The sequence below is a fragment of the Variovorax cryoconiti genome, assembly GCF_051216395.1.
GTDB lineage: Bacteria > Pseudomonadota > Gammaproteobacteria > Burkholderiales > Burkholderiaceae_C > Variovorax.
The window spans coordinates 889,737-916,014 of record NZ_JBPJZI010000001.1 but is presented as its reverse complement, the minus strand read 5'-3'; the positions used below and the strand labels follow the sequence as shown (position 1 = coordinate 916,014).

Below are 26,278 nucleotides of genomic sequence, written 5' to 3'. Positions count from 1 at the left end.
GCGCCTCCGGTCAGGGGGGCGGCCCGCCGCCTTCGCGGCGGCGGCGCTCCCCGCGCGGGCCCGACGCGCCGGCCCGCGGCCCCGAGGCGCCCTGCCGCGGACCGGCCGCCGGACGCTCGCCCTGCAACTGCACGCGCGAGCCCTCGCTCAGGCGATCGCCGCCCTCGGTCACGACCAGTTCGCCGGCCTTCAGCCCGTCGGTGATGGCGATGACGTCGACCGTCGACTCGCCGCGCTTCACGGTGCGCATCTGCACCGTGCGGTCCTCACCGATCACGTAGACATACGGCCCCTTCGGACCAGTGCGCACCGCCGTCACCGGCACCACGATCGAATTGAGGGTGCGCAGCGTGAGGCGCACATTGACGAACTGGTTGGGGAAGAGCGTTGCAGCGACGTTCTCGAAGCGCGCCTTGGCCTTGACCGTGCCTGTCGTCGTGTCGACCACGTTGTCCAGTGTGGAGAAGGTGCCCAGGTCGAGCGTGGTGCTGCGCGTGCGGTCGAAGGCCGCGACCGCCAACGGCTTGCCCTGGGCGAGCTGCTGCTGGATCTCCGGCACGCGGTCCTGCGGCACCGAGAACTGCACGTCGATGGGGTTCATCTGCGTGATGACGGCGATGCCGGTCGTCGAATTGGCCGTCACCGTGTTGCCCTGGTCGACCGCCCGCAGGCCGATGCGGCCGGTGATGGGCGCCGTGATGCGGGTGAACTCGACGTTCACGCGCGCGGCGGCTTCCGACGCCTTGTCGGTGATGACGGTGCCCTCGAGCTGCTTGACGAGTGCGGCCTGCGTGTCGACGTCCTGGCGGGCGATCGAATCCTGACCGAGCAGCGTGCGGTAGCGCGACAGCGTGACGCGCGCTGCCTCGAGCTGCGCCTCGTCGCGAACCCGCGTGCCTTGCGCCTGCATCAACGCCTGTTCATACGGGCGCGCATCGATGCGTGCGAGCAGTTGCCCCTTCTTCACCGTCTGTCCTTCGGTGAAGAGCACGTCGGTCAGCACACCGCCGACCTGCGCCTTGAGCGTGATGGTCGCCAGCGGCGTCACGGTGCCCAGTGCATCGAGGGTGATCGGCAGATCGGCCTGGCGTGCGGCCGCGTGGCCCACCGTGACCATGCCGGCACCGAAGGCACCGGGACCGCCCGGGCCGCCGAAGCCACCGGCGCCTTCGGCCGGTGGACGCTTGATCAGGTACCAACTGCCTCCCGCCAGGCCAGCGACAACGAGCAGTGCAATCAGGATGCCGATCCAGCGACGCCGACGCGCGGGCGGCGGCTCTGGTGGGGGGAAGGATTCGGCGGGCGTCGTGGCGGGAGTCGTGGGGTGGTCCATGGGATCGTGGGGCGGCACAGGTCTGGTGCGAGTAGAGCCCGGCATCGTAGCTGGCAACCCTCTCGCACCGTAAACGCGGCGTAAAGGCAGCGCCGGCCCACAAAACGAAAAGCCCCTGTCGCAGAAACTGCGACAGGGGCTTGCCTATCTCTCAACAAAACTGGCGGAGCGGACGGGACTCGAACCCGCGACCCCCGGCGTGACAGGTGAGTAATTGCGGATTTTCCCGGACGTCCACGGATTGAAAATACCCATACAAAACAATATCTTATCTCGTTTTCTTGTCCGCGATCGTTCGGCTGGATACACTGAAATCCACCGATTTTTAGGACACGGCTAGGACACGGAAATGGCGAAGCTGACTGTACGCGGCATTGAAGCGCTCAAGCCCAAGGACGCCGGCTACAAGGTCACGGCCGACCGCGGCCTCTACCTGCGCGTGGCGCCGGACGGCACCAAGACATGGCTCGTGCGCTATGTCGTGGCTGGCAAGCAGATCCAAGCGCGCTTGCCGCGCCCGTACGGCAGCAGCGGCACCGACGGCCACATGTCCCTCGCCCAGGCGGTGACTGAGAACGCCCGCATTCAGTCGCTCGCACGAGACGGCATCGACTTTCAGGTGCAGCGCGCCGAAGCCGATCGTGCGGCCGCAGAAGCAAAGGCTGCAGCGTTGGCTGCCAATGCTCCTTTCCGCACGTTGTTCGAGACCTGGCTGGCCGACGGCGTGAGCCGCAAGGACGCCAACGCCGAACTTCGCCGGACTTTCGAGAAGGACGTGCTGCCCAGCATCGGAGGCACGCCGGTGCGCGAACTCGGCGACGCGCAACTACTCAACCTCCTTCGTAACGTCGGGCGCAAACGCGGACGAGCCCGAACTGCGGAGCGCATGCTGACCGAGATGCGCCAGATGTTCCGCTGGGCCATCAAGCGCCAGCCCTGGCGCTCGCTGCTGGTCCATGGCAACCCGGCCGAGTTGGTCGAACTGAAGCAAGTCGTACCGCAAGGCTACGAGCCGGGCATCCGTGAACGCACCCTTTCTGCCAATGAGATCAGGGAGCTTCGCGACATCTTCGCCAGCATGGCGGCCACATACGAGGCTGCGAAGGACAAGCGGGTCGCAAACAGGCCGGTACAGCGGGAAACGCAGCTCGCTTTGTGGGTCTGCCTCGGGACCGGATGCCGCATTGGCGAGCTGCTTCAGGCCCGGTGGGAGCACATCGACCTAGAGAAGGCGACTTGGTTCGTTCCTCGCGAGAACACCAAGACGCACGTTGACTGGCAGGTCTATCTCTCCGAGTTCGCACTGCGGCAGTTCAAGGCGCTGCATGAACTGACCGGCAAAACCGATTGGTGCTTTCCTGCCAGCCAGCAGGAAGGTCACGTCTTCGTCAAGAGCGTCAGCAAGCAGGTTGGCGATCGCCAGGCGCAGTTCAAGAACCGCAAACCACTCGCGCATCGGAGGAACGACGACTCGCTGGTGCTGGCTGATGGCAAGAACGGCGAATGGACGCCGCATGATCTGCGCCGAACCGCCTCCACCATGATGCAGGCGCTGCGCGTCAGCCCAGACGTGATTGATCGATGCCAGAACCACGTGTTGCCAGGCAGCAAAGTGCGCAGGCACTATTTGCACCATGACTACGCCGAAGAAAAGCATGAGGCATGGCGGCTACTCGGTCAGCGCATTGACGCGATCTTGACGGCCAACAACGTATTGCCGCTGCAGCGGGCGGCTTAGCCGCGAGCTGCGGCAATCGAGCCGCGGCGACGCCCCCGGCCCGTGCTTACAACGCAACCACACAATGGTTTCCGAGGGCTGGAAACCTGCATGAATGCTCGCTGGCCGTTCGCCATCAGTTCGCGGTGTCGGATCAGGCCGTAGCATGCGACACCATGGATCCGCACGATCTAGAGCTGCAGCTCTCCTCGGAGAATCTGACCTCCGCTGAAAGAGACTTCCTCGAGTACGTGCGCGCCCACACCAGCGAGCTTGATGCGTCCTTCCGAAAGATCGAACGCGGAGACGTCCCCGTCGAAGCCACTCTGCGACCGTTGCTGGATCGCCTTGCCGTCGAATCGGACCAAGCCAACGCCTTGATCTCGGGCTACTCGTCCGGCTTTGTGAACTACCTACGCAGCCAAAACGGTCACCTACACGACAGGCTGGCGGGGCTTGCCCAAGCAGCGACGCGCGCTGGTCATGTGCTTCCCGGCCCCCTGTATGCCGGCGAACTACCGACGCACTCGTTCAACGCGCAAGCCGCTTCGCACGGCGCCACGACCCTGCTGCTGATCCACAGCGGCCTGGAAAATATGCTCGTGGCCGCCTCTCGGCTGCTGTTCGCGCTGCGGGGAAAGCTGGTGCACAAGGACATCCAGTGGCCCGGTCCGGCCTGGCATGCATCGACCAGTGTCGACGACCTCGTCCGAGCACTGGGAAACCTGCTTGCGGCATTCGTCCGCGGCGACGAGGAGGCCGCGGTCTACCTGAACGAAGAAGCGTTCCCCTTCGAGCCCGAGCGCGAACTGCCTGCGTTCGCAGCAGCCATGGCAGCGCAGGACTTTGCGCTGGCGCATGAACTCGGCCATTTCGTCCTCCTGCACCTCCGAGGCCGCCAGGCGTTGGCTCGGATCAGACGCTCTGTGCTGCCCGTCATCTCGAAGGAATGGCGGCAGGAGCACGAGGCAGATCTGTTCGCAGCGCAACTCCTCCTTTGCGACATCGGGCAGACTGCTGAGCAGTCGGTGCTCGATCTCATCTACGGCAAGTATGTTGGCATCGGTCTCTTCTTCGAACTCGATGATCTCGTCGTGGAGATCGAGCGACTTGAGCTTGGCCTTCCGCACATCGAGACGGAGCACGAGACCCATCCTCCCGCCCGCATCCGCGAGGCGACCCTGCTGCAGCAGATTCGCCGCACCAATACCAATCGCTATCTGTTTGCGGACCGTAGAGCGTTCGGACGGCTGCTGCGGGACCTGCGACCGGAACTTATCGCTTCGGCCCTGCGCGCCCTCCGAAACTAGCATCCCTCGGGTGTCTCAGGTGACGGCGCGTGGCTGCGCGGCATACCGGTACGGCGCAAGGTCCGGCTCGATCGCTCTGTATGAATCGGCCAGCATGGTCTTGAGGTCTCTCGCAAAGCCCAAGGCGCTTTCTGAGAAGGCGTTCGCGGGCGCCAGGATCGAGAACCAATCCTTCGCGTGTGCCAGGTTCTCCAGTTGCGACATGGCCTCAAACACCGTCGCGCTGATCATCGGCGCGGGCCACCCCAGCTTCGCGAGCATCTCGCGTCCGGCGTCGAACGCCAGATGCAAGCGTGCCAACGGTGGCGGGTGCGAGCCGCCGTCGTATGGGTCGATGCCGTCGAAGGTCCGGTCGATCCGCTGCTGGAATGCCCAAAACCAGGTCAAGACGGCGGCAACGACCAGGGCCGCCTGAACGCGCAGCGTCGCAGGCAGATTACGCAGCGCGGCCGGCACGTAAGGCGTGGAAATCATTCCGGCGTGAACGATGGTGATCGTTCCGAAGCGATCGGCTTCGGTTTCGAGCGGCATCGTTCGCAAGTCCGACGCCTCGGCCGGGACCTCATGAAGCGTGCGAATGCCCAAATGCCGATCCGCAAAGTCCACGTGCCCTAGGAACACGTGGGCCAACTCGTGCGACCAGATGGCATCGAGGGCCAGCCCAGTGAAGTACAAAGCGCCCTGTCTGCGAATGGGACACCGGGGGTAGGACAGTTCGCCTTCGACGTCGAGCGACTCCGACGCATCCCTCTTGAACAAGCCGTAGCCTGCAGGCTTGGTTCGAGCCTTGGCGCGCGAAGCGTCCTCCAGCGATACATTGCCCACGCCTTCGAAGAACGATGGCACGGAGAAAGTCAGCGAGAAGATGTCCAGCAACTGATGCGGCAGCGCGTCGTTGACGGCCAGGCAGAACGTGTCCGCTTCCCTCGCGGCGTGGGCATCGGCCGATGCACTATCCAGGTAGTGGCACTCGCAATGGCGGAGTTCCTCGCCGCGCGAGCTGCGCCATCCAACGAAGCTTGCAGCTCGACCGCGTGCCGTGACCAGGTTCGGCTGCATCAGCAGCCCCGAAAACGAATCGAAGTCCGTGAAGACACCGCCCCGCGACCTCGCGAAAGCCTGGAAGTCGGCCGACGCGGTACGGGCCACCGGATCTAGGCTCCGCTCGACCAAGCCACCGTGCAGAAGTCCTTGATACCGTCACGCACCAGAATCTCTGCGATCGTGACGCAAGGAAATCCAACGTAGGCCGCGGCGATCGTGTCGACCACGACCAGCACGATCTTGCCTTTCGCATTCGGCTCAGCCTGGACGACCTGCCGCACCTTGTCGCTTCCGCACACCAGGGCCTGCAAGCTCTTGTGTTCCGCCTTGAGCCACTCCCGTGCTAGCTTGATCAGTTGCTTCAACCCGGGGGGACGAGCCTGCAGCCCTCCCCGTTGTTTGAGCACTGCACGCCCAAACTCGCCCAGCAACAAGTCGTCGGAGAGCCCGTCCAAGCGAGCAATTTCGGTATCCGTGGTCATAGCCTCTTTCTCGTCCTGAAGGTCTTCGGGAACCGGTGCCGGGCTGGCAGCTCGGACACGGCCCCTCTCGGGCGCGCGCGAGGGTCACCGCCATCTCCCTGTTTTTCCGCGTGGCATTCATCATAGGGGCCACGAGCCTCTGCGAATGCAGGGGCGCAAAAGGCACGCCGGGTTGCGGCAAGGCTACGCGCCCTCAAGCCATGCCTTCCACTCGAAGGGCCTGAACCCTTCGTCAGGCGTCACGTCCTCTGCGACCCGCAGCTCGGCGTTGCGCCAGTGGCGACTGGTAAGCGGCCCGGCGATGTTCTGCCAGTCATGCTCGAACAGCGTGGTGAAGTACGCGGCGAGCGGCTCGTCGTCGAACAGCAGACTGGCGTCGCGATTGGTGGTTGCGCCCATGTTAGTCAGGTTGTGGCTGCCGAGCATGACGCGTTCCCCATCAATGATCATGCCCTTCGTGTGGCAGCCCTTCTGGACCTTTATCCGCTTCGGATCGAAACCGTAGTCCTTGAGCGCCTCGAACATTTCGCGTCCACCAGAGGGATCTCGGTCCTGAACACGGAAGATCAGTCGCACATCTAAACCACGTCTCTGCTTGCTCAGAAGCGTCTTCCAGAACTCCAGATAGCGTGCGTCCGCCCGCTGGGGTGGAACGGAGAGGCTTTGGTTCTGGACCCACACCGACCGGCGCGCCTTCTTGATCGCCGGGATCACGATGTCGAGGTAGTTGTCCGGCGTCAGGATGGGCTGGACGGTGAATTTCCGGGTCTCGTCAAATGGCGCGAAGTACGTCACCGCTCCCAGCACCTCCTCGACGAGCGGCGTCGTGCCGCCGACGAACCACAGCTCCGGCAGCCCTGCCAACTCTTCCGGTCGCGTGTCCAGGTTCGCATCGAAGTCCCCGAGCACGGCCGTTTGATAGGTCTGAGCCAGACCTCGGTGCTCAATGACGGCATGCCACTCGCGGTTGCCCTCGTCGATGAGACTGCGCAGCGCTGCATCATCGCCACTGGGATCCGCGTCGGGCTGGCTGGAGCCCTTCCAGTTGCCGCTCGAAAGCCACAGGGCCTCGTCGTCGCGGATCAGTACCTTGATGTGGTAATCGTGGTTGACCCAGCCCCGGACCGATCCCAGCTTGACCCAAGCCACACGAAGCTTGTCGCCGAGGGTCTCTCGCATATCGCGAACCATCGCATCGGAATCGCGGACGGTTGGTGCATTCTTGATGCTTCCACGCGTCGAATCGAGCACCAAGGTCAGTTCCTTGAAGCGCGGGGCCTGAGCCGTCTCGGTCAGCGCGGTGCGGATGTGTTCTGCAGTGAACTCGTACATCGCCCCCACAAGCCGCTTCTTGGCGGAGCGGATGAACGCCTGCAGAACCGGCCAGCCGGCGTCGGGGCTCACGTGGGCGACAACGCGCATATTGTCGGTCACCGGCTGCAGGTCGAGGTCTGCGGGCGGGACGTAGGTGATCTCTTCGGGCGTGATGCGCGTCGCGAGCAGCGCTTCGGTGCGGGCCGGCCCGACGCTCATGCGCAGGAAATCCTCGACGCTCGGTCCCATGACTTCGACCGGGTAGCCCTCGAATGATCTGGGCAGTTCCGTGACACCGGCAGCCGCCAACTCTGCCGTGGTGCGCTTGCGGCGCACGGTCACCACCAGGGCACGTTGATCGGTGATGCCGTTATCGTCGAACACCCAGCCAGCGCGCACCCCGATCACATCGGTGCGACCAAGCATGACGGCTTCCTTGGCACGAGCCAGAACCGATGCCAGGTCGGTCACGGGAGCGGCGGCAACCGGCGCAGGGTTCGGGTTCGGTGTCACTGGCAGCGGGACCGGAGCGCCTCCGACCGGTTGAACACCCACGAGCCCGCCAAGCGCGACGGAGACGCGCAGCGGAATGGTCCACGTCGCCGTCCCGTCCGGCGAGACGTCGATAGCGTTGCTCGATTGATTGACGTCCCGAACGTTCGCGGCGGCCGGGGCGGTAGCCGAGGCCGCTGGCAAAGACACCGCGCTGGACGGCACAGTCAGAGCCTCCCGCCCATCCAGCACCGATGGGGCGCTTGGTGCCATCAGTTCATCGAGGTAGTCACCTCGGCCCAAGCCAGGCCCCGGGTTGCGCCAGCGTGCGAGCAGCCTCGGAACCCGCGCGCCCTCGTTCGCCAGCCACCGGATGCGATCCTCGGGCATGCCGTTCTGCCAGACCGAACCGTCCACGGCGAGGATTTGGCCTGCGTCATTGGTCGCCCATACGCCCGCGCGATGTAGTGCCACGACCTGCCACTGGTCATTGAAGACCGGTGCGCCCGATGAGCCCGGCGCCGTGTCCGTGCGGTAGTGCAGAAAATCGCCGGGCTTTTCGATCACTTCGTTCTGCCGGAAGGCGATCTGTTTGGGCTGGCCGGACGGGTGCTGGATGATGTTGGAAAACTGTCCCTTAGCAATCAACGTCTCGTCGTCATCGACCAATCGGTTGAATTCGATCGATGCCAGCGAATAGCCGTCCTGGGCCGCCGATGACACGCCTACCAGCGCGAAGTCCAGCGTGGGATCCGAGAGGTAAAAGCGCTCCGGCTCCAATCGAAAAACGTGGCCGGCGCGGGGCGCGCCATCGCCGAGATGCGTTTCGTAGCCGAACTCCGCAATCGAGACACGAGCGACCTCGCTCGTCTTGAGCACATGCCAGTTCGTCAGCAGCAAGCGCGGGGAGACCAGAAAGCCAGTCCCATAGCCGACCAGCATTCCACCGGGGCCATTGACTCGCACCCGCGCGACAGTCCCGGCCACGCGCAGCGCGGCCTCGAGAAACACAATCTCCATCAGGTCGCTCGACCCGAGGATGCGCTCGGCCCGCGTCTCGGGCGGCAACGACAGGCCGTCTCCGACGGGCGCCGCCGCGGCAGTCGTTGCCCGGAAGGCTTTGCCGTCTGCGCTGGGCTGCAGTCCGCGGGAGGCCCAGAACGGCGCTGACCCTTCGGCACCGGCGGGTGCGCGAGCAGCGTCCGCCTTTGCGCTGTAGTCGCGCGCAGGAATCTTGTCGCCGCCGTAAGCTTTCCAACGCCGCTCGATGTCGGCAACGATGTCGCGATTGATGAGCATGCGCCCTCCTGTCCTTCGTTCCTTCCGGGTCACGCCGACCCGATGGCAGCATGCCCACCGGTGCGTGACAAGGTCATGACGTGAATCGCCCCTGCGCCTGCGGCAGAACAAATCGACAAGGCCGGGACGCCCTCCTTGAACCGTGACGTTCCGCAGCCGCGCCGGCATCCTCAATGTTGGGGATGTTCCGCGATCGGCCGGGCTCCGAGCATGCGCGTCTAGCGTTGGACGTATTGACCCTCGCAAGAGTTCGTGGCACCTTATCCGCAGCGCGGCAATTCGCCGCCGCACACGAGGAGGATCGCGATGGCAACCAAAAGATCGCAGGCTGCTGGGGCGATGCGGCTCATCGTCAGCGACGAGAAAAAGCCCGCCGTTCAGTTGAAGAGCGGCATGCGGCTCGAGGTCCGCGAGGTCGTCTTCAACACGCCCGAGCTGAAAAAGATTGCGCAAGCTGCGCGGCTATGCGGCATGGGTGGCGCATGCCTCGCCGTCATCGACATCGGCTCGGACGCCGTCAATCCGGCGGCCAAGTCCAAGTAGGCGCGACGTGGGCGTGCCGCTGCCGGCGCCAGCCCTGCTGGCATCGCGCTACAACTTTTCGTTCGCTCACGGGGAGCGCGTCGTCCTGTTCAACGGACGTACAGGCGCGTCGTGGGTGTTGGAAGGCGAAGCCGCAGCAACGCTGGGCGCAGAGTTGAGCTCGGCGGTGCAGGCGTGGTCGAGCGAGGGCTGGCAAACGGACGTGCTCAATCGCCTGATCGAAGGCGGCTTTCTCATCGATCCGAACTTCGATGAAGTCGCCGAGGTGCGCCGCCGATTCTGGGATGCCCGGCGAGAAGCCCCGATGGTGGTGACGATCACCACTACGCTGGATTGCAACCTCGCGTGCTACTACTGCTACGAGGAACGCAGCGAACAGCGGCTCGAGGCCATGGATGCTGCCACCATCACGCGATGGGTGACCGACCGCCTCGACGCGTCGGGCAAGCGCTCGCTGCATGTCGATTGGTACGGGGGCGAACCACTGCTCAACCCCGACCTGATCGAAGTCCTGTCGCGGTCGCTGCAAGCCCTGTGTCGCGAACGCGGTGTCGCCTATGCAGCCTCCATCGTCTCGAACGGCACGCTGTGGCCGGACGATGTGGCTGCCTTCGTGTCGCGCCACGCGATTCGTGAAGCCCAGATTTCCCTCGACGGTCTGGAGTCCGAGCACAACCGGCGCCGCCGCTACCGCCGCCAGTACCGTCCCGACGACGGCACCTCGTCCTTCGCGAAAGCGGTCGCACTGATCGACGCGCTGCTGGATCACGTCCGGGTCGATCTGCGCGTCAACATCGACCCCGGCAACGTCGGCGATGCCATCCCGCTCATGAAGATGGCGCGGCAGCGCGGGTGGTTCGGGCGGCGATTTCCGCTCGTTGTCGCCCCCGCCCGCCTGGCGCAGTATTCTGAGCGCTCGAAGTTCATGCTGGATCATGGCCTGGACTCGCGGTCATTCGATGCCCTGTCGTCGCAGATGCGCAGCGAGGGCGGGGACTCGGTTCGGTTCGAGGACCCCTATGTCTCCAACGGGCAGCTCCAGCCGAGGATGAGTGTGTGCGCCGCATTGGCCGAGGACTCGGTCGTATTCGGCGCGGACAAGGCACTCTATCGATGTGGGCTTCAGGTTTCGGAGCCCGCTCGCGCCGTCGGCAGGTTGCATTCCACGAGAGGGCGCGTCATTCCCATACGCCCGCTAGGCGCAACGGCCGCGGCCACGGATACCGGGTGGTGGACGGCCTACGATCCTACTGAGGAGTCGCGCTGCGGCAGCTGCTCGTTCCTGCCGCTGTGCTGGGGCGGATGTCCCAAGCACCATCTCGAGCGCGACGCCCAGGCGCTGCAGGAGCAATGCGGATATTGGCGCCGCAACCTGGCGCGGTACGTTCTGTCGCCATGGGTCGATATTGGCACGCTGACAGATGAGACTCTGGTCGAGCTTGACGACGTCGCCCAGTTTCGCCATGGCACGTCGGCCACGCACGAGACATGCACCGGAGGTTGAACATGCCCAGCGAACAAGAATCGTTGAAGAGGCTCTCCACCGACATCGTCACGCTCGTTGAGCCCGACGACGTTTTCGTGGTCGAGGACAACTTCGACGCCATGATCACCGATTGGCACCGCGCCGTTTCTCAGGACGAGGGACGGTTCATCGGTGGCGCCGAGATCGCCACCTTCGCCGCAGCCGTCGTGCCGTTTCTTCTCACCTTTCTCGGCGATGTCGCGAAGGACGTTATCAAGGACCAGGCGAAAAAGGCGGCCGGCACGCTCCTGGACAAGCTGCTTAAGCGACAGGCCAGTGCCGACGAGGCGACCCACCTTAGGACGGAGATCGAGGTCGCGATCGCCAAGAGCAAGGTCGCGCGCGAGCAGAAGGACGTACTGAACGCCGGGTTCGATGTCTTGTTCAGCAAGCTGAAACCCACCGAGTGATCACCTGGCCCGCGAACACCCACCCTGGTCGATTGACTACGCGCCTGGGTGTCTCCGATATCCCGGCGGCCATCGCAGTAACGATTCTCGCGACGCTGCAGTACGTCTTTCTCGCCCAGCTGTGGCGAGGCTTCCCTTTGAAGGCGGTCGGCGACGTCATCCACATCAATGTGGTTGTGGCCGGCGTCGTGCTCTCGTTGGTCGGTGCGGCAGCAATCGCCACCGTATCGGTCCTGCGCTGGCGCCGCGGTACAGCAGCGGCCCGGCGCCTGGAAGTCGCAGCGTCATCGCCGACGTTCGAGGGCATCCGCAGCGCACTGGCAAAGGTGTCGAGTCGGTCGACAATGGGTGAATCACCGCATCTCCGCTACACGCCCAAGAACGCCTCCGCCCTCGAAGTCCGAGAAGGCGACGTCGACGGCACGTCAGCCGTGGTCGTCGGGCTGGGCCAGCGCAAGCGCCAGTCGGAGGACCCCGAGTCATTCGCAGCACAACTGGGGCACGAGGTGTCCCATCTTGAACTGCGAGGGACGGCGATGGAGATCGGCGCGCGGCGCGCCGTCATCGTCCATTTTCGGGTGCTCGGTTGGCTACTGGTGGTCTTCCTGCTTGTGCTTGGGTTCATTGATCGGCGCGGTCTTGACAGCACACCCCGGGCTTGGGGCTTCGAGCCGGTTTGGGATGCCTCCCTGTACCGCAGCATGTCCTACCACCTCGTGCTCCTCGCACTGTCTTCGCTCGTCGTGCTGGTGTACTCGTACTACTTCGCCGTACGCCGCGAGCACCTCCACGACCTCCGTGGATCGCAGCTGTGCGGCAGCGGCGTCCTAGCCGATCGGGTCTTCTCGAAAGCCGCGTCGCCGCCTATGCGCTTTAAAGCGCTGCTGGATTTCGTTCAACTGCACCCCACGGCTTCGGCTCGCCGCCGCGTCCTTCAACAGCACGACTTCGTGCTGCTTTCCGTCGTGCTGTACCCGTTCATCGTCGCTGGAGCACAACCACTTTCGCTGCTATTGATGACAGGCTGGCAGGAAGTGTTTGGCATGGAACGCCACTGGTGGAACCTGACCATTACGGTGGCGACCGGCATCATTCTTTACTTGGTCCTGTGTGCCGACATCGTGCGCCTCGGCGTGGACACATTGCTGCACAGAACCTTCCTGCTGAAGATCGTGATCTATGCGGCACTGGCGGGCGCCGCCACGCAGGTTCCTCGGTTCGTTCTCGAGCTCGTGTTCGGGCTGCGCAAGGGCTTTCCGCTCGACGTCATTGCCGATCGCATTTGGCACGGATTTACGGGCGGCGGAGGCAAGATCGGTGCGATGGTGGCGCTCATCTTGCTGGCCCTCTCCTACCTCGCCGCGATTCGCGTTGCGGCAACCGGGGAGGCGCGTGCCGGTCGACACGTCGCCCTGTTCCACGCGGTGGGCATCGTTGCAACGGTCGGCGCTTTCAGCGCAGCCAGCTTGACATCCGGCGGTTTCATCGTCGACGTGATCGTCCTGGCTGCTCTCGTTGTCATGCTTGGCATGGTGTTCCTGACGGTTCGGAACCGCTGTGCCGCGTGCGGACGGCGGCGCACAGGCGCACTGCTGCTGAGAACCGCCTGCCCCTGCGGTTATGAGCATCTTCCAATGCTGCGAAGGTGGTCCTCCAGTCCATACGCTGAGCACTTTTCGACCGCGTGCTAGGCCAGCCCGGACTGCCTCTCCCGGCGCCCGCTGGGTCAAAAGTCGGACCGTACATGGACCGTCTGCATCACCCCGTACCATCGGCGCATGAGCAAGGGATCACAATTCGAAAGAGCGCAACTGGTCGACATCGGCGTCAATTTCCACTCGGCGCAGTTGACGTCGCTGACTGCGCAATTGTTGGTACGTGCACGGGCGGCAAACGTGACCCAGATACTCGCCACAGGCACATCAACGGCATCCAGTCGTCTGGCCCTTGAGCTTGCAAGAGCCAATCCGGGCACCGTCTTCGCGACCGCGGGGGTACACCCCCATGACGCAAAGTCGTACGACCGAAGCACCTTCCGCGAGCTGACCGAACTCTGGAAATGCCCGGAAGTCGTGGCTGTCGGAGAGTGCGGCCTTGACTACAATCGCAACTTTTCGCCTCCCCAGGCACAGCGCATAGCCTTCGAGCAGCAGCTGTCAATGGCTGTAGAGACGCGCAAGCCGCTTTTCCTTCACTGCCGCGACGCCTTCATCGACTTCCACGACATGCTGACCCCTGTGGTGGCTGACGGGGCGCGCGGCGTCGTGCACTGTTTCACAGGCAACCGCACGGAAGCGGAGGCCTTTCTCGCGATGGGGCTCGACATTGGCATCACGGGCTGGGTCACAGACCTCCAACGCGGCCAAGCACTTCGCGAAGCCTTGCCAGTCATTCCGATGGATCGACTGCACCTTGAAACGGATGCTCCCTATCTGTTCCCCAAGAACGCCGCAATGCGCCGTGGGCACAACGAGCCGGCGAATCTTCCCTGGGTCGCGGCAAGCGTGGCAGAGCTCTTGGGCCGCGACATCGACGAGATCATTCAAGCCTGCAGTTCCAATAGCCGACGGATGTTCGGCCTTCCAGGCAATTGACGGGGCTTCGGCCCCTCTGGTCGGTGCGCATTACATGCTCGGCGCGTCGCCGTCAGGAACATGATCAGCTCGCTCGCTATCAGATGTGTTCGATAGCCTGATTCAGGCGAACGTACATCGGCCTGCGCTCAAGGCTTGCACCACTCGATCAGCCCTTTTCGAATCCAAAAATGACATCTGCACATCTTTTGCTGATGGATCGAAGGTGCAACCGTTGGACGCCTCCAGAAATCATGCTCGACCTCCCAACGTGGACGACGCTCAGGATTCAGCGACAGCGATATCTGCACACCGCACCCGCCTGGGCAACTCAAGCATGCCCATTTCTTGACGCCACCATCCACCACTAACCACAGTTCACCCACCGGAATCTCGGTCTTGCCCGGATGTTGATCAACTCGTTTCACGAGGAAGTTGAAATCCAGAAACCCTAGGCGGCGCAGCATGAATGCAAATATGCGTTTCATGCCGTCACCCGATCACGCCAAGAAAGGGGTCCACGTCGCCACGGCCCCAGATGGCCTGAGTTCCACAAACAGGGCATGTCGGAACCGGTCGACACGTCATCGAGCGATCCTCAACACGGTCGAATCGGCGAATGCGGTTATGCACCATGCCGCCTTGGCCGCGAAACCCTGTCAAACCCTGGATCAGTTCATCCACTGCAGCGCAAGCAATGCTGGTGGTGAACGTGACCACTGCGGGGGCTGGGTCGCCGCCGCCCTCCACATACGCCTCAGCCTTGCGGCGTTCAAACTCCGCGGGATCATTGCGCTGCAGACCTTCGGCTGCAGCACGCTGGGCGTTGACGACGCCAAGACACATCAGGCAAGGGTTGCCTGGTCTGATCGTCGTGACGCGGCCCGTCATGTCGTAGTCCACCCCGCTTTTGGCCGATCGCATGCGCAATCCCACGTCGATCACGGGAATTCCGTAGTAGTGGGCAAGCCGGTTCAAGGTCAGACGGCCCTGGTTGTCATCGGTACAGCCGAAAATCACGTCGCAAGACCGTAGAACGTCACGCAGCGATGGATCGCCCACCCACGCCCGCCGAGTGACGACGTGGTTGCCCAAGCCGCACGCCTCGACTTCGCGTGCGAGGATGTCCACTTTGGCCAGCTTGGCAGGCACGTCCGTGGCGCGTGAACCGTGGACACGATTGAGGTTGGTCGTGTCGATCGTGTCGTTGTCCATCAACGCCAGGTGGCCGACACCCAGCCGGGTCAGCAGGGAAACCACTGCACTGCCCGTACCACCGCAACCGATCACTCCGACGCGCAGTGCCCTCACGATGGGGTTGAATCCTTTGCCGAACAGCGCTGCCTGCCGGGCCAGAAACTCTGTGTCTTCGCGCTCAGCATCCGCGCGCCAGATCTTGATCTGGCTTCCGACAATGGAGATAGACGACGCTTGCGTGGATGCCTTGGCCGATGTCCACAGGCGCCCCGCGATGGCATCGTGCTGACCGAAGACCATGCTGGCGAGTCCAAGTGCGCCCTTGTTGAAGGTGGTACGCGCCAGCTCAGCTTCGTTGCGATCGTCCTGGTCGGAGAAGAACGCGTTCGCGCCAGGATGTGTGTGAACCAACCCAGGAACGAGGTTGCGGTGCTGGGCCAGGCCCAGCAGCCGCATGAATCCCTGCGTCGACCACGTCACATGCGTCGACGAGGACGAAACCATTTCGTCTGACGTGATTGGCACCACCTCGTGCGAGATCAGGCGGATGCGTGGCTGGTTGGACCACGGGTCCGCCGCGATCTCGGCCTTGCCGAACAGCACATAGGCGGCTGCCTCCGAGCCGTTTTCCCGGTGAAGCAGCGCGCGCAGCGCCGCTTCATGGGATTCCAGCAAGATGATGTCCATCGCTGCGGCCGACATCACTTGGCCTCCGCTAGTGCGTGCTCGATGCGCTTGATCATCGTGTGCAAGCCATCAACACCCGGCCGCCAGTTGGTGTTGTGGCGAGACCAGCGTTGCCAGTTGCGGCCCATGAAGGCGTGCGGCTGATCCGCACATGTCGGGTAGCGACCGGCGGACGCCAGCGTCAACCAGGGGTCGCAGAAGAACATGTCCGGCGCCACGTCGGGATAGCCGGGCGGCAGGATCACCAACACGTCGGCAGCCGGGTGGTTGAATTTGCCTTGCGGCAGTTGCATCTGCTTCAGCACAACGCCCGTGTGCGTGCCGTCACCGACCACTTCCACAGCGAAGCCGTGGCTGTCCAGATAGCGCTGATCGGCCTCCGGCAGCGCCGCCAGTCCTTCCGTCGTGTCGCGGATCAGCGTGATGAAGCGCTCGATGCCCGGCTTGCTGAGGTCGATCAAGTCGGCGTCACGGATGAGAACGTCCTGGCCGCCACCACGCACTTCGAGGTAGACGTCATAGGTGTCAGTCGGAACGCCAGCCAACGCCTTCAAGATCTTGCCGCTGATCGAGGGCTTGCCCCATTCCATTTGGCGATCGTCGATCGTGAACTTGAATGCGCGGTCCGTCTGGAAGATGACGAAACGTTCTGCGCAGCGTTCACGCAGGTCGTACGTCTCGTCGAGACGCAGATCTTCGAAATCGCCCGATGGCAGGATCGCGTAGATGCTGTAGTCCGCCACCGGGCGAACTCCGGCAGCCTGCAGGATCTGGCGGCCGGTGGGGACCGGATCGCTCAGATCCAGGTTGCGCTCGTTGAGCTGTTCATCGGCCACCACGATGCGATAGAGGTGTGCCAGGCGAAGACCACGGCCTTCGCGGATGGCGGCGCCTACGTCTTCGAGCGGGATACGGCTGTCATCGCCAGGATTTTGCGTTTGCATTTGATTGACTTTCTGTCGGCCATCTGCAGGATTGCAGTTTTCTTGGCCTCCACTAAGTCAATCGCGGCCGATTTCCGGACCGGAAAGCTGGATCAAACTTTTTTTATAGTGATCGCGCCAACCGGGAGGTCGCCGCAGATGAAAAAGCTAGGGCACCTCGGGCAAGTGCGCGCTTCTTCCTTGACAGGGAAGTCGCCAGCGCGGACACGCCTGACGAAATCCTGAACCTTCTCGCTGCGCGTCTTGAGCTTCCGCGGTGTGATCTGCATCGGCTGCGTTGTCTCGCTGGTCAAGTAGGTCACCTCGACCTGGGCCGATCCACCGTAAGCCTGGGCGGTCGCGAGGTGGAGCAAGGTGTACTCGATGTCATCGAAGTCATTCGATCGCGGTTTCCCGGTCTTGACGCGCCGAACGACGATTTGCCCCTTGTCGCCCCGCGCGACGCTGTCCGGTTGGACAAGAATTTCGCCTTCCGCCCACCCGAGCGAGATTGGAGTCGCGGGAGCCGGTACGCCGCGGCTGCGGGTCTCGATGACAACGTCCACCAACCGCCGAGCGATGCGGCGGTAGTCTTCTGCATAGCCATGATCGACGGATCCCTTGGCTTGCCATGCTTCGTCAAAGCGCGCGCCGAGTTCGGTTTCGGTCGGCGCCGTCACTGCATGCTCGGTCTTGAGCCAATCGAATACGTCCCCGACCACGTTGTGCATCTTCATGAAGGCCGTCTCGGTGCGGCGGCCTCCAAGCTTCATGACATAGGTGTAGAGAAACCGGCGTGGGCATCGTTCGAAGAGGTTGACCTGACTGTCGGTCCAGACCGGTTTTTGCTCCCAAACAATCTGCAGGGCTGACGTTGTTCGCAATCCTGCAGGTCGCTGCGCCGGAGCCGGCGGTTGGACCAGGTGCTGCAGGATGGAAGGCATGAACTTGGAAGGATTGCGCGTTCTGCCATCCGACTGAACTGACGACGCGTAGAGAAACAAGCGATCGCGCGCGCGGGACAAGGCCACGAAGAACAGACATTCTTCTTCCTCGTCGTGCCCGGCCTTCACGGCTTCCAATCCGGTCATTCCATCGGAGCTGTGAATGAGCCCGTCGGGCGGCACGCAGCGCGGTGCCATGTTGTTTCTTGGTAAGCCCGAGGTCACCATGCCAGGAATATGCACGGTGTGGAACTCAAGCCCCTTGCTGGCATGGATCGTCATCAGGCGAACGGCATCAATGCCGTCGGCAACACCTGGCAAATGGCGCAGTCCGCGATCTTCCGAAAGCAGGACGAGTCGGCGAATACGATCAAGGAGTCGCACGCAAGGTGCACCGGCTCCGGTGGGTTGTTGGCGGCAGAAGTTGAGGAACTGCCACAGCGCCAAGCCTTTCATCCTGCTTCGCGCATCGCCTGCCAGATACAGCGACTTGGCGAGGCCGAGACGATCTATCACCCAAGTAGACAAGATGCTCCAAGGATTGCCCGCCGGGCTCACCCCGTCGAAAAGCATGGCCGCACGGGTCAGTGCCGTTTTGCTCGCTTCCGCGAGTTCCGGCGGCCAGTTTTTAACAAGGCGCCACTCGAGAGCGGCAACTTTGCTTTCGCGCAGCCCTTCGATGATCTGCACTACATCTTGTAGCGGTAGTTCGTACGTCGATATCGTGGACACGCGCACAAGTCCAACGGCATAGGGGTCGCTCAACATCGAGAGCATGGCGAGGAGATCCTTGATCTCCGGTCGCTCGAACAGGCTCCCAAGGTGAAGCACCGGAATACCTCTGGCTTCGAGGCCCTCGGCAATTTCGCTCAGGCGGGCGTTGGATGCGCAGAGAAGCGCCTGTTGACGGAATTCAGTGCCGGCTTCCTGCAGATGCTTGATCGTGGCAGCCACCGCCGAAATCTCGTCATCTGTTGACCGCACAACTTTGAACTCCGGCTTGACACCCGAAGCTCCACGGCTTGCATTCAGGTGCAATGGCACGGAGCCGGTCGATGCCTTCATCGTGCCGGAGAAGGCCGTGAAAACATCGACGACCTCTTGTCGCGAACGATAGTTGACGCCCAATTGGGCGATTCTGGCTCCGGGAAAATCCAAAGTGAACTGGGCCATGTTGGTGGCGGATGCGCCGCGAAAGCGGTAGATGGATTGCCGCGCATCGCCAACGACCCACAGGTCTCGCCCGTTACCCACAATGGCTTTGAGAAGGCGTACAGACGAGCGGTTGACGTCCTGATATTCGTCCACAAGTACATGTTGGTGCCGCACGCGCAACGCATCTCTCACTTCGGGATCGGCCTCGACCAAACGCACTGGTTTAGCCACCAGATCGCCGAAATCGATCAGTTGCCTCGCCGTCATCAGGCGTTCGTAAGTCTCGTAGACCAAGGCAACTTCCATGCACTTCTCGGCGCTCTTCATCGCCTCGGCATCAGTGCCGCCACGCTGTGTCATGGACTGTGCCAGCACCCGATAAGCGGCGGCATCGACCACTTCGTCCTTGGCGCGTGAAATCGCACTGAGCATGTCACTGAGATCGAGCGCCGGATCCCACAAGTTCCGGTAGTGGCGTAGCGATAGCCGGGGCAGCTCGTCTTCCAGCAGTTCGATGCCTTCGGATCGATCAATGAGACGCGGGTTGGCGGGAAGTCCGAGCTTGTCGTGAAAACGGCGCGCGATATCCAGGCCGAATGCGTGAAACGTACCGATCCACATCGCGGCGGCAGCTTGCGGATTCCGGGCGGCGAGCCGCTCGCACAACTCGTTCGCCGCCTTGTTGGAGAACGTGAGGACAAGAATGGACATTGGGTCCGTGCCCTCGGCCAGAAGACTCTCGATGCGCCGCACCAGCGTGCGGGTCTTACCAGTGCCGGGGCCTGCCTGCAACTGAAATGCCGTATTGCGATGGTTGGCTGCCGCAGTCTGGGTAGGGTCGGGGGTGGGTACTGGACCTGCTGCTGTAGGCTCCACGACGGCGGGTGGCTCGCTGGGCAAGAGCAGCGCATCCAGCAGTTGCTGCTGGACCACTTGCAAGGGTGCTCCAAGGCGTGTGGCGATGCCTGCGGAAGAGCAGCCGCCATCGATGTGGTGGTGCCGCACCACTGAACGCGGCAGCAGGAGTTCGCGTGCGAACAGATCCATCCGGACCTCTCGGCGTTCCCTGGCGCCGTAGTCGAGCACGCGTTCTACGCCGACCGGCGCATCTTCGGCCGAACGGTCGGGTTCGACCTCCTCCGTCACCACGTTCTGAGCATCCCCTTCCAACACGAAATGTCCAAGTTCGTGCGCTATCAAGAAGGCGCGGTCGAACGCCGAACCGATGTCTTCGTACAGGATGCACTCTGCTTGCCGGTCGAGCACTGCCCGCCCGCCTTTCAGTGCTGAGTCACCCTTTGACAACGCATACACATCGAGATCTCGCCGAGCCGCTTCGCGGCTGACGAACTCGAACAGATTCCATGGATCATCACCGTTCGCGACCGCCGCTTGGTGGATGCGTTCCGCCTCGCGCCGTGCAGCCTCGGTCGCATCCATGGTCAGTCTCGCAATGCCTGCAAAGCTTCCTTCTGGGCGGGTGTTAACTGGGACGTCTCGACCGCCTGTTGGAACGGTATCTGGGCGGCCACTTCGGGCTTCGCGTTTGATCGGAAACTCAGACTGGAAGCCATGGTGGGCGGACTACGCAGATAGGCTGAAACAGCATCAGCGGTCGCACCAAGTTCAGCAGCGAGTTGCTGAACGAAGCGTCGGGGAAAGGTGGCGGCATCGATCGCCCGTTCACGCACGCGAATCAAGAACAAATTGCTGACGTCCAACCTCTTGGCCATTGACTTGAACGCTGTGGGTTGCAACCGCGCAAAAGGGTTGGCGATAGCAGCAGTGCTCTGTGCCGACCCCATTGCTGCCTGAAACTGCCGCCAAGCCTGATCGACGACCTGATCAGACGAAACCTGCACATCCTCGCCGGAGTTGGAAGCATCCATCATCAGTTCAATCGAGCAGTCCACGAGGGCCAGCGCATGTTCCGGGTACCGGTCCAGGTAACGCTCCAACGTGACGTGGTCATGCTGGAGCTCAACGGAAAATGCAAGGAGAACCTCTTCTTCGTCGAGTCTGGAATTTTCGGTGTTCATAGTTCGGCTTCCTTTTCAAGGATGGCCTTGAGCGCTTTGCAGGCGCGAGTCTTCCTGTTGCGAACCGTCCGTTCGTCGCATTTCAGCATGCGTGCAATTGTCATGACATCTGGATCCTTGGCGTCGATTGGAATTCCCTGCAGATAGAGGCCGATGACCTGCTTCTGATCCTGGGGTAGATGGTCAATCGCAGCGAAAAGCACCAACCGGAAAGCAGGATCGTCAATTTTTTGCGGATCACCACTCAGAAACTCTTCCAGTGCCGCTTCGACTTCGGCGGAAATCTCGGGACCCTCACCATCTGGACTACCCAGCGGAATCGTCTTGATCTTGCGAGTAGCAGGCCCGATCCTGCGCAGTACAGAAGTTCGAAGTGCAACCATCGCCTTGTCAAAACGGATCTCGTAGAAGTCCAGCAGACCGGGGTGTGTGTTGCAGTCCCTGGTGAGCAGGACAACGAAACGGCTGCGGATCTCATCGCGAATTTCTGCTGCACCCTCCATGCGTGTGTCCGGAATCGCTGAGTGCAGGGATTGGTCAACCCGCTTCAAGAGGATGCGAAAGGTCTTCTCGAACTGGTGCTGATCGCCATCGACCCAGGCCCGCCGCAGAAAGTGAAGAACGGCCTCTGTCGGCACATACTGCGGATGCTTTCTTGACGCGCCGTCGAATCGCGCAAGCCGAGGCGCTGCGTCGAGCGCATCAAGCTTCTCGATGCAAGCCTCGATCTCAGGTGACCGCTCGTAGGGCTTGCCGTCCTTGTCCTTGCGTTTGAGTGCTGCCGGCATTCGTTGACTCCAGTATTCTTGTTTGATGGATCAGCGGTGACTTTGGTCGTTTCACCGAATGCGGATCGGCAGCGACACCTGCGGCTGGATCGGTACCAGCGTCTTTGCGTAGGCGCGTAGGATCTCGTTGTAGAGATCAGCATGCTTGGGGGCTTCGACGGTGATGATCAGCGCGTAGCGGATCTTCTCGGCGCCGTTCGCCTTATGGCCGGCTTCGCGGGCGTTGTAGTGGATGTCGAAGACCGGGTTCTTGAGGGTGCTTCCGCGCATGTTCTTCGCGCTGTGCAACACCGTTTCCCACTTACCCATGTCAGATCGCCGTTCTTCCTCGGTGGCGTATTTCTTCATGTCGAAGAAGCTCTTGGTGTCGGCGTTGGCCTTGCCGTCCTTGATTTTCTCGTCGCTGGGGCGGAAAACGACTTCCAGGCCGGCGCGGGTGTACGCGGCGGCGTCCTGCGGATCGGTCGGCGAGGCATAGCAGAAGGTCGCCTTGAGGCGGATGCTGCCCTTCAGGCCGCCGACGGGCAGTGGCAGCGAGGCGCGCAGGTATTTTCCCGGCTTCAGCTCGCCTTGATAGACAACACGCGCCACACCTTCGGGGCAGGTGATGATGCTCATCAGGTCTTCGGGCACCTTGCCCCAGCCAACCTCGAGCTTGTCGTGCGTCGCCGCGTCTGCGGCATGAACCAGCAGCGCCTTGATTGCCAGCGGCGACAACTCCGCTCCGAGGATGGCGCGAATGCCGACCGCGCTGCGCAACAGATATGGAGAAGCGAAGCTGGTGCCCAGCTGCGGCGAGAGCGCCACTTTCTTTCCGGGTGAAAGCACATGGAAATAGTTGCTGGCATCGCCGCCGAACGCCATCAGGTCCGGCTTGATGACGCCCGGGCTGCGGCCTGGGCCGACTGCGCTGTATGGCGCGCGTGCCCAATTCGCTTCGGTGTCGTTGGCGGCGCCGACGGCCAACGCATTGACGCAATCCGAAGGCACCTGCACGCGGGCGTTGCCGGAGGCGCGGTCCATCTGCCCGTTGTTACCGATGGCCACCGTCATCAAGGTGTCGCCGTCGCTCAGCAGGTCGTCGATGACCGACGTCCAGGCGTGTACGTCGGTGTCTTCGATTGGCAGGTCAGGACCGAGGCTGAGGTTGATGAACTGGTACTGCCGTGAGAGCAGGACCTGTTCGACGAAGCCCAAGGTCCGGTACAGCTCCAGCGGGTCTTCCGTATCGGCGTCCTTGTCGAGCACGCGCAGGTGATCGACATAGGCGAAAGGACGGGCGGCGGCGCCGTTCGGCTGGATGGGACCGAACAGGAAGGCGGAGCTGACGGCCAGGCCGTGCTCCAGACCCGCCGGATCGTCCTGGGCGTCTTCGTCAAGGACGCGGTAAGAGCGAAGCCACGGGCCGATGGCGTGTTGTTTGGGCAGGCCGCCGTCGAGGATGGCGACCTTCGGCTCTGAAGACAGCGGCTGCTCGGTCGGCAGGCTGCAGCCTACCGTTACCTCGCCCGTGCGGTGCACGGGCCGCATACCGCGCAGCTTGGGCACCGGACGGATGACGCGCACGAAGACGAATTCGGCAAGCCGTTCGATGTGGTCGTGCTTGCCTTCTACGGGTACGAACCACAGGTTGCCCGCCGTGAAGCCAAGGTCGCTGTGAACCTTGACGCTCACCTCCTTGGCGTACTTCACGAAGGCCTGCTGGACGAACAGACGGCTTTCATCGGGCAGCAGGTGAATGCCGACCTCAAAGAAGCGATCCTTGGCGCTGCCGTAGTCGGCGATGCGCTCGCGAGGCGTGAATGCAGAAAACTGCTCGATGTGTGCCAAGTCCAGCGCTTCATCGGACTCGAGTTCGATCTGCCGGGTCCATTCATTGAGATGGCGAAACGCCTGGCGCTTGCCCGCGACGAACAGTTCTGTCGTCGTGCATTCCTGGGGCTCGCCCTTCTTGGTCCAGCCGCCGGGTGTCACCTTCACGGTTCGGCTACCGACCGACTCCAGGCCGACGGTGCGAAGCATCGCCGTTGGGAAGAACGACCGGGCGATGTAGCTGGGGTTCATCGTCAGGCGGGCCACCCCGAAATCGCCAGGACAAGCGTGCGGAGGCAAGGCGTCGAGGGTCGTTGCGGTCGCTGAGAACTGTGGCGTCAGTCGCTGTGCGGCCTGCGCGAAAGAGTAAACCTCCGCTTTGCCCGGCATGCGCTTCGGCCCCTTGATGTCATGCGTCAACAGTTCGCCGCGCCCGATCAAAAAATTGGTTTGGCTCATGCGTCAGACTTTCCTTTTGAGGCTTTCTTGGCTGCGACCGGTTGCTCGCTGGTGTACTTGCGGATGGTGTCGCGGCTCACGCCCGTGATGTCGGAGATCGTGTGCTGCGACAGGCGGGTCTGCTTGGCCAGCAGGACTGCCAGGTCAATGCGGCCCTGGCGTTCCAGGACGAGTGCGCGCGATTTGACGAACTCCTCGATCAGGTCGGCGTCCGAGGCCGTGCCCAATGCAACGGCGCGCCGGAAACGCTGGAGATCCCGCTCGATGTCGCTGAACGACTCGCCATTGAAGGCGAACGTCAGGATGTCGATCCAGCGGCCGAACAGGGCGTAGTCCGGCCCGAGAAAACGCTTGATGGCCTGTTTGACGGCGGACATTTCCGGCGCCTTGAAGTTGATCACCAGGTCGAAGCGTCGCCACAGCGCCGGGTCGATCAGTTCCGCGTGATTGGTGGCCGCCAGCAACAAGCCAGTGGCAGGCCATTCATCGACCTCCTGGAGGATGACCGTGACCAGGCGCTTCAGTTCGCCAATGTCGGTATCGTCGCTGCGGCGTTTGGCGATGGCGTCGATCTCATCGAGCAGCAGCACACAGGGGCTGCGCTTGGCGAAATCCAGCGCGGCGCGGAGGTTACTGCCGCTGCGACCAAGCAGGCTGCTCATGACGGCGGTCAGGTCGAGCACGTACAGCGGCACACCCAGTTGAGACGCCAGCCAGCGCGCCGTCAGCGTCTTGCCGACGCCGGGAGGGCCAACAAAGATGGCCGAACGCGTGGGATTCAGACCCATCGATGCCAAGCGCTTGGTCTGGCGGCGTTCCTGGATCAACTGGCTCAAGGTTTCTTCGAGGTCGAGCGACAGCAGCGGTTGCTCCCGATCGGGATCGTCCTTGAAGACCTTCAGCAGCGACAACCTCGATTCGTCATCGACCGGCAGGGGTTGCACCGGGGAGACGGGCGGCGCGACCTTGCGCATAGGAGCGCTCGCGCGGGGTGCCTTCGCACGCAGGTACAAGTCCATCTGTTCGGCCAGCTCCGGATCGGTGTTGCGGTACTTGCGCACGAGCCTGGCCACGAACAGCCGCACGTCCTCCGTCTGCTCTGCGAGTGCGAGCCTGATCAACTGGGCTAAATCTGATTGAACTTCTTTCATCTCGTCCAACATTTGTGTAACTCATTGATATTAAAGATATTTTTTCTTTTCGTAAACGGAATAGGTATATTTTCTCACGTTTTCTTGGCAAGGAGAGAGCGACAGGCAGAAGGAGTGAAATCTGTTCGAATGTGGCTACTGAGGGCGCATAGACGAACGGGCGTCCCGGCGTGCCCCCGTCAGGCTCTGCGGGCTGCGCCCCGAGCCGGCATTCGCCGTCTCGGCCATGCGGCTTTGATCCTTCACGCCTCCGGCCGTCTCTGCGCTCCCGGCCTGCGCGCTGCGCTTGCGTTAGGGAAGTAGCGTGAGGCGGTGGGGTGGACTTGCTGTTCCCTTCAACGTACCACGCTGTTCTCGGAGTCAAGGTCTTCGCGCATTGCATGCGCTTGCGTCCTGGCGGCCGTCTGTCGAACCCTGACACCTGCGCTGCAGCGTGTTGGGGCCGGTCTCGGGCAATTCCGCCCGCTACAGACCGGAGCAGACCATGTCGCAGCCTTCTCTTTCCATCGAATCTTCACTTCTCGTTCGCGATGTCGCGGGTGAATACCGTCCGGCGAACGCCGACGAGGTGCTGCAGGCCGCGCAGCGGCTGCTGGGTGCACAGCTGCGCGGGCGTGAGGCGCTGACCTCGCCGCAGGTGGTGCGCGACTTCCTGCGGGTGAAGCTCGGATCGCTGGAGCACGAGGTGTTTGCGGTGCTGATGCTCGATGCACAACACCGGTTGATCGAGTACGTCGAGCTGTTCCGCGGCACGGTGAGCCAAACCTCGGTCTATCCGCGCGAGGTGGTCAAGGAGTCGCTGTCGCGGAATGCGGCGGCGCTGGTCCTGGTGCACAACCATCCGTCGGGCGTGGCGGAGCCGTCGCGGGCCGATGAGCATCTGACGCAGACGCTAAAGACGGCCCTGTCGCTGGTGGACGTGAGGGTGCTGGATCACCTGATCGTGGCGGGCAGTGACGTGTTGTCGTTCGCGGAGCGCGGTCTGCTGTGAACGAGGGGGCACAGCCCCCTTTTTGCTTCGCCGTTTGCTTGGCTGCGCGCTGCGCTTGCCTCCAGGGGTCGGCCTGCGGCCCACCCCGCC

General features: G+C 62.8%; 20 protein-coding genes. 8 read left to right on the top strand and 12 right to left on the bottom strand.

Translation table 11 applies throughout. From position 1 onward, the window contains the following. Positions 1-10: 10 nt before the first annotated feature. Complete coding sequence (locus ACSFA2_RS04545) at positions 11-1,333, bottom strand: efflux RND transporter periplasmic adaptor subunit (RefSeq protein WP_435454099.1); 1,323 nt, start codon at positions 1,331-1,333, stop codon at positions 11-13. 349 nt (positions 1,334-1,682) lie between these two features. On the opposite strand from ACSFA2_RS04545, the gene ACSFA2_RS04540 reads away from it, so the two are divergent. Together ACSFA2_RS04540 and ACSFA2_RS04535 are read left to right on the top strand one after the other, a co-directional pair. Beyond that, positions 1,683-3,071, top strand: coding sequence for a tyrosine-type recombinase/integrase (locus ACSFA2_RS04540; RefSeq protein WP_435454098.1), 1,389 nt, complete (start codon positions 1,683-1,685; stop codon positions 3,069-3,071). Between the two features lie 155 nt (positions 3,072-3,226). Continuing rightward, positions 3,227-4,360, top strand: coding sequence for an ImmA/IrrE family metallo-endopeptidase (locus ACSFA2_RS04535; protein WP_435454097.1), 1,134 nt, complete (start codon positions 3,227-3,229; stop codon positions 4,358-4,360). Positions 4,361-4,375: 15 nt separating this feature from the next. Here ACSFA2_RS04535 and ACSFA2_RS04530 read toward each other — a convergent pair whose 3' ends face one another. From ACSFA2_RS04530 to ACSFA2_RS04520, 3 genes are all read right to left on the bottom strand, one after another. After that, positions 4,376-5,509, bottom strand: a complete 1,134-nt coding sequence (locus ACSFA2_RS04530; protein WP_435454096.1) for a hypothetical protein — start codon at positions 5,507-5,509, stop codon at positions 4,376-4,378. Positions 5,510-5,514: 5 nt separating this feature from the next. After that, positions 5,515-5,886, bottom strand: a complete 372-nt coding sequence (locus tag ACSFA2_RS04525; RefSeq protein WP_435454095.1) for a hypothetical protein — start codon at positions 5,884-5,886, stop codon at positions 5,515-5,517. 183 nt (positions 5,887-6,069) lie between these two features. Continuing rightward, on the bottom strand, positions 6,070-8,991 hold the full coding sequence (locus tag ACSFA2_RS04520) for a phospholipase D-like domain-containing protein (protein WP_435454094.1): 2,922 nt from the start codon (positions 8,989-8,991) through the stop codon (positions 6,070-6,072). Positions 8,992-9,330: 339 nt separating this feature from the next. On the opposite strand from ACSFA2_RS04520, the gene ACSFA2_RS04515 reads away from it, so the two are divergent. The 5 genes from ACSFA2_RS04515 to ACSFA2_RS04495 all read left to right on the top strand — a co-directional run bounded on the left by ACSFA2_RS04515 (position 9,331) and on the right by ACSFA2_RS04495 (position 14,063). Then, complete coding sequence (locus ACSFA2_RS04515; RefSeq protein WP_435454093.1) at positions 9,331-9,534, top strand: hypothetical protein; 204 nt, start codon at positions 9,331-9,333, stop codon at positions 9,532-9,534. Positions 9,535-9,541: 7 nt separating this feature from the next. After that, positions 9,542-11,038 (top strand): radical SAM protein, encoded by a 1,497-nt coding sequence (locus tag ACSFA2_RS04510; RefSeq protein WP_435454092.1) that lies wholly within the window; start codon positions 9,542-9,544, stop codon positions 11,036-11,038. 2 nt (positions 11,039-11,040) lie between these two features. After that, a complete protein-coding gene (locus tag ACSFA2_RS04505) occupies positions 11,041-11,469 on the top strand; it encodes a hypothetical protein (RefSeq protein ID WP_435454091.1) in 429 nt (142 codons plus the stop codon). After that, entirely contained in the window at positions 11,466-13,160 is a 1,695-nt protein-coding gene (locus tag ACSFA2_RS04500) for a hypothetical protein (RefSeq protein ID WP_435454090.1), read from the top strand. The genes ACSFA2_RS04505 and ACSFA2_RS04500 overlap by 4 nt, the downstream gene beginning before the upstream one ends. An 87-nt stretch (positions 13,161-13,247) precedes the next feature. Then, positions 13,248-14,063, top strand: coding sequence for a TatD family hydrolase (locus ACSFA2_RS04495; RefSeq protein WP_435454089.1), 816 nt, complete (start codon positions 13,248-13,250; stop codon positions 14,061-14,063). Between the two features lie 128 nt (positions 14,064-14,191). Here the strand turns inward: ACSFA2_RS04495 and ACSFA2_RS04490 are convergent, their stop codons facing one another. From ACSFA2_RS04490 to ACSFA2_RS04455, 8 genes are all read right to left on the bottom strand, one after another. Further along, complete coding sequence (locus tag ACSFA2_RS04490; RefSeq protein ID WP_435454088.1) at positions 14,192-14,530, bottom strand: ubiquitination-like system serine protease family protein; 339 nt, start codon at positions 14,528-14,530, stop codon at positions 14,192-14,194. Between the two features lie 4 nt (positions 14,531-14,534). After that, positions 14,535-15,941, bottom strand: a complete 1,407-nt coding sequence (locus ACSFA2_RS04485) for a ThiF family adenylyltransferase (RefSeq protein WP_435454087.1) — start codon at positions 15,939-15,941, stop codon at positions 14,535-14,537. Then, complete coding sequence (locus ACSFA2_RS04480) at positions 15,941-16,870, bottom strand: multiubiquitin domain-containing protein (protein ID WP_435454086.1); 930 nt, start codon at positions 16,868-16,870, stop codon at positions 15,941-15,943. The genes ACSFA2_RS04485 and ACSFA2_RS04480 overlap by 1 nt, the downstream gene beginning before the upstream one ends. A 92-nt stretch (positions 16,871-16,962) precedes the next feature. Further along, the gene (locus ACSFA2_RS04475) at positions 16,963-20,388 is read right to left on the bottom strand and encodes an ATP-dependent helicase (protein ID WP_435454085.1); all 3,426 of its coding nucleotides are present in this window, start codon (positions 20,386-20,388) and stop codon (positions 16,963-16,965) included. Positions 20,389-20,390: 2 nt separating this feature from the next. After that, complete coding sequence (locus tag ACSFA2_RS04470) at positions 20,391-20,987, bottom strand: hypothetical protein (protein WP_435454084.1); 597 nt, start codon at positions 20,985-20,987, stop codon at positions 20,391-20,393. Then, entirely contained in the window at positions 20,984-21,775 is a 792-nt protein-coding gene (locus tag ACSFA2_RS04465) for an RNA polymerase sigma factor (RefSeq protein WP_435454083.1), read from the bottom strand. The genes ACSFA2_RS04470 and ACSFA2_RS04465 overlap by 4 nt, the downstream gene beginning before the upstream one ends. 51 nt (positions 21,776-21,826) lie before the next feature. Beyond that, positions 21,827-24,046, bottom strand: a complete 2,220-nt coding sequence (locus ACSFA2_RS04460) for a S8 family peptidase (RefSeq protein WP_435454082.1) — start codon at positions 24,044-24,046, stop codon at positions 21,827-21,829. Beyond that, the gene (locus tag ACSFA2_RS04455; RefSeq protein ID WP_435454081.1) at positions 24,043-25,209 is read right to left on the bottom strand and encodes an AAA family ATPase; all 1,167 of its coding nucleotides are present in this window, start codon (positions 25,207-25,209) and stop codon (positions 24,043-24,045) included. Before ACSFA2_RS04455 ends, ACSFA2_RS04460 begins: the two co-directional genes overlap by 4 nt. A gap of 472 nt (positions 25,210-25,681) precedes the next feature. On the opposite strand from ACSFA2_RS04455, the gene radC reads away from it, so the two are divergent. Beyond that, positions 25,682-26,188, top strand: a complete 507-nt coding sequence (gene radC, locus ACSFA2_RS04450; protein ID WP_435454080.1) for a RadC family protein — start codon at positions 25,682-25,684, stop codon at positions 26,186-26,188. Positions 26,189-26,278 lie beyond the last annotated feature (90 nt).

Excerpts from the sequence above, each read along its gene's own strand:
- ACSFA2_RS04545 (WP_435454099.1), bottom strand. The coding sequence starts at position 1,333 with ATGGACCACCCCACGACTCCCGCCACGACGCCCGCCGAATCCTTCCCC.
- ACSFA2_RS04540 (WP_435454098.1), top strand. The coding sequence starts at position 1,683 with ATGGCGAAGCTGACTGTACGCGGCATTGAAGCGCTCAAGCCCAAGGAC.
- ACSFA2_RS04535 (WP_435454097.1), top strand. The coding sequence starts at position 3,227 with ATGGATCCGCACGATCTAGAGCTGCAGCTCTCCTCGGAGAATCTGACC.
- ACSFA2_RS04525 (WP_435454095.1), bottom strand. The coding sequence starts at position 5,886 with ATGACCACGGATACCGAAATTGCTCGCTTGGACGGGCTCTCCGACGAC.
- ACSFA2_RS04520 (WP_435454094.1), bottom strand. The coding sequence starts at position 8,991 with ATGCTCATCAATCGCGACATCGTTGCCGACATCGAGCGGCGTTGGAAA.
- ACSFA2_RS04515 (WP_435454093.1), top strand. The coding sequence starts at position 9,331 with ATGCGGCTCATCGTCAGCGACGAGAAAAAGCCCGCCGTTCAGTTGAAG.
- ACSFA2_RS04505 (WP_435454091.1), top strand. The coding sequence starts at position 11,041 with ATGCCCAGCGAACAAGAATCGTTGAAGAGGCTCTCCACCGACATCGTC.
- ACSFA2_RS04495 (WP_435454089.1), top strand. The coding sequence starts at position 13,248 with ATGAGCAAGGGATCACAATTCGAAAGAGCGCAACTGGTCGACATCGGC.
- ACSFA2_RS04490 (WP_435454088.1), bottom strand. The coding sequence starts at position 14,530 with ATGAAACGCATATTTGCATTCATGCTGCGCCGCCTAGGGTTTCTGGAT.
- ACSFA2_RS04485 (WP_435454087.1), bottom strand. The coding sequence starts at position 15,941 with ATGTCGGCCGCAGCGATGGACATCATCTTGCTGGAATCCCATGAAGCG.
- ACSFA2_RS04480 (WP_435454086.1), bottom strand. The coding sequence starts at position 16,870 with ATGCAAACGCAAAATCCTGGCGATGACAGCCGTATCCCGCTCGAAGAC.
- ACSFA2_RS04475 (WP_435454085.1), bottom strand. The coding sequence starts at position 20,388 with ATGGATGCGACCGAGGCTGCACGGCGCGAGGCGGAACGCATCCACCAA.
- ACSFA2_RS04470 (WP_435454084.1), bottom strand. The coding sequence starts at position 20,987 with ATGAACACCGAAAATTCCAGACTCGACGAAGAAGAGGTTCTCCTTGCA.
- ACSFA2_RS04465 (WP_435454083.1), bottom strand. The coding sequence starts at position 21,775 with ATGCCGGCAGCACTCAAACGCAAGGACAAGGACGGCAAGCCCTACGAG.
- ACSFA2_RS04460 (WP_435454082.1), bottom strand. The coding sequence starts at position 24,046 with ATGAGCCAAACCAATTTTTTGATCGGGCGCGGCGAACTGTTGACGCAT.
- ACSFA2_RS04455 (WP_435454081.1), bottom strand. The coding sequence starts at position 25,209 with ATGTTGGACGAGATGAAAGAAGTTCAATCAGATTTAGCCCAGTTGATC.
- radC (WP_435454080.1), top strand. The coding sequence starts at position 25,682 with ATGTCGCAGCCTTCTCTTTCCATCGAATCTTCACTTCTCGTTCGCGAT.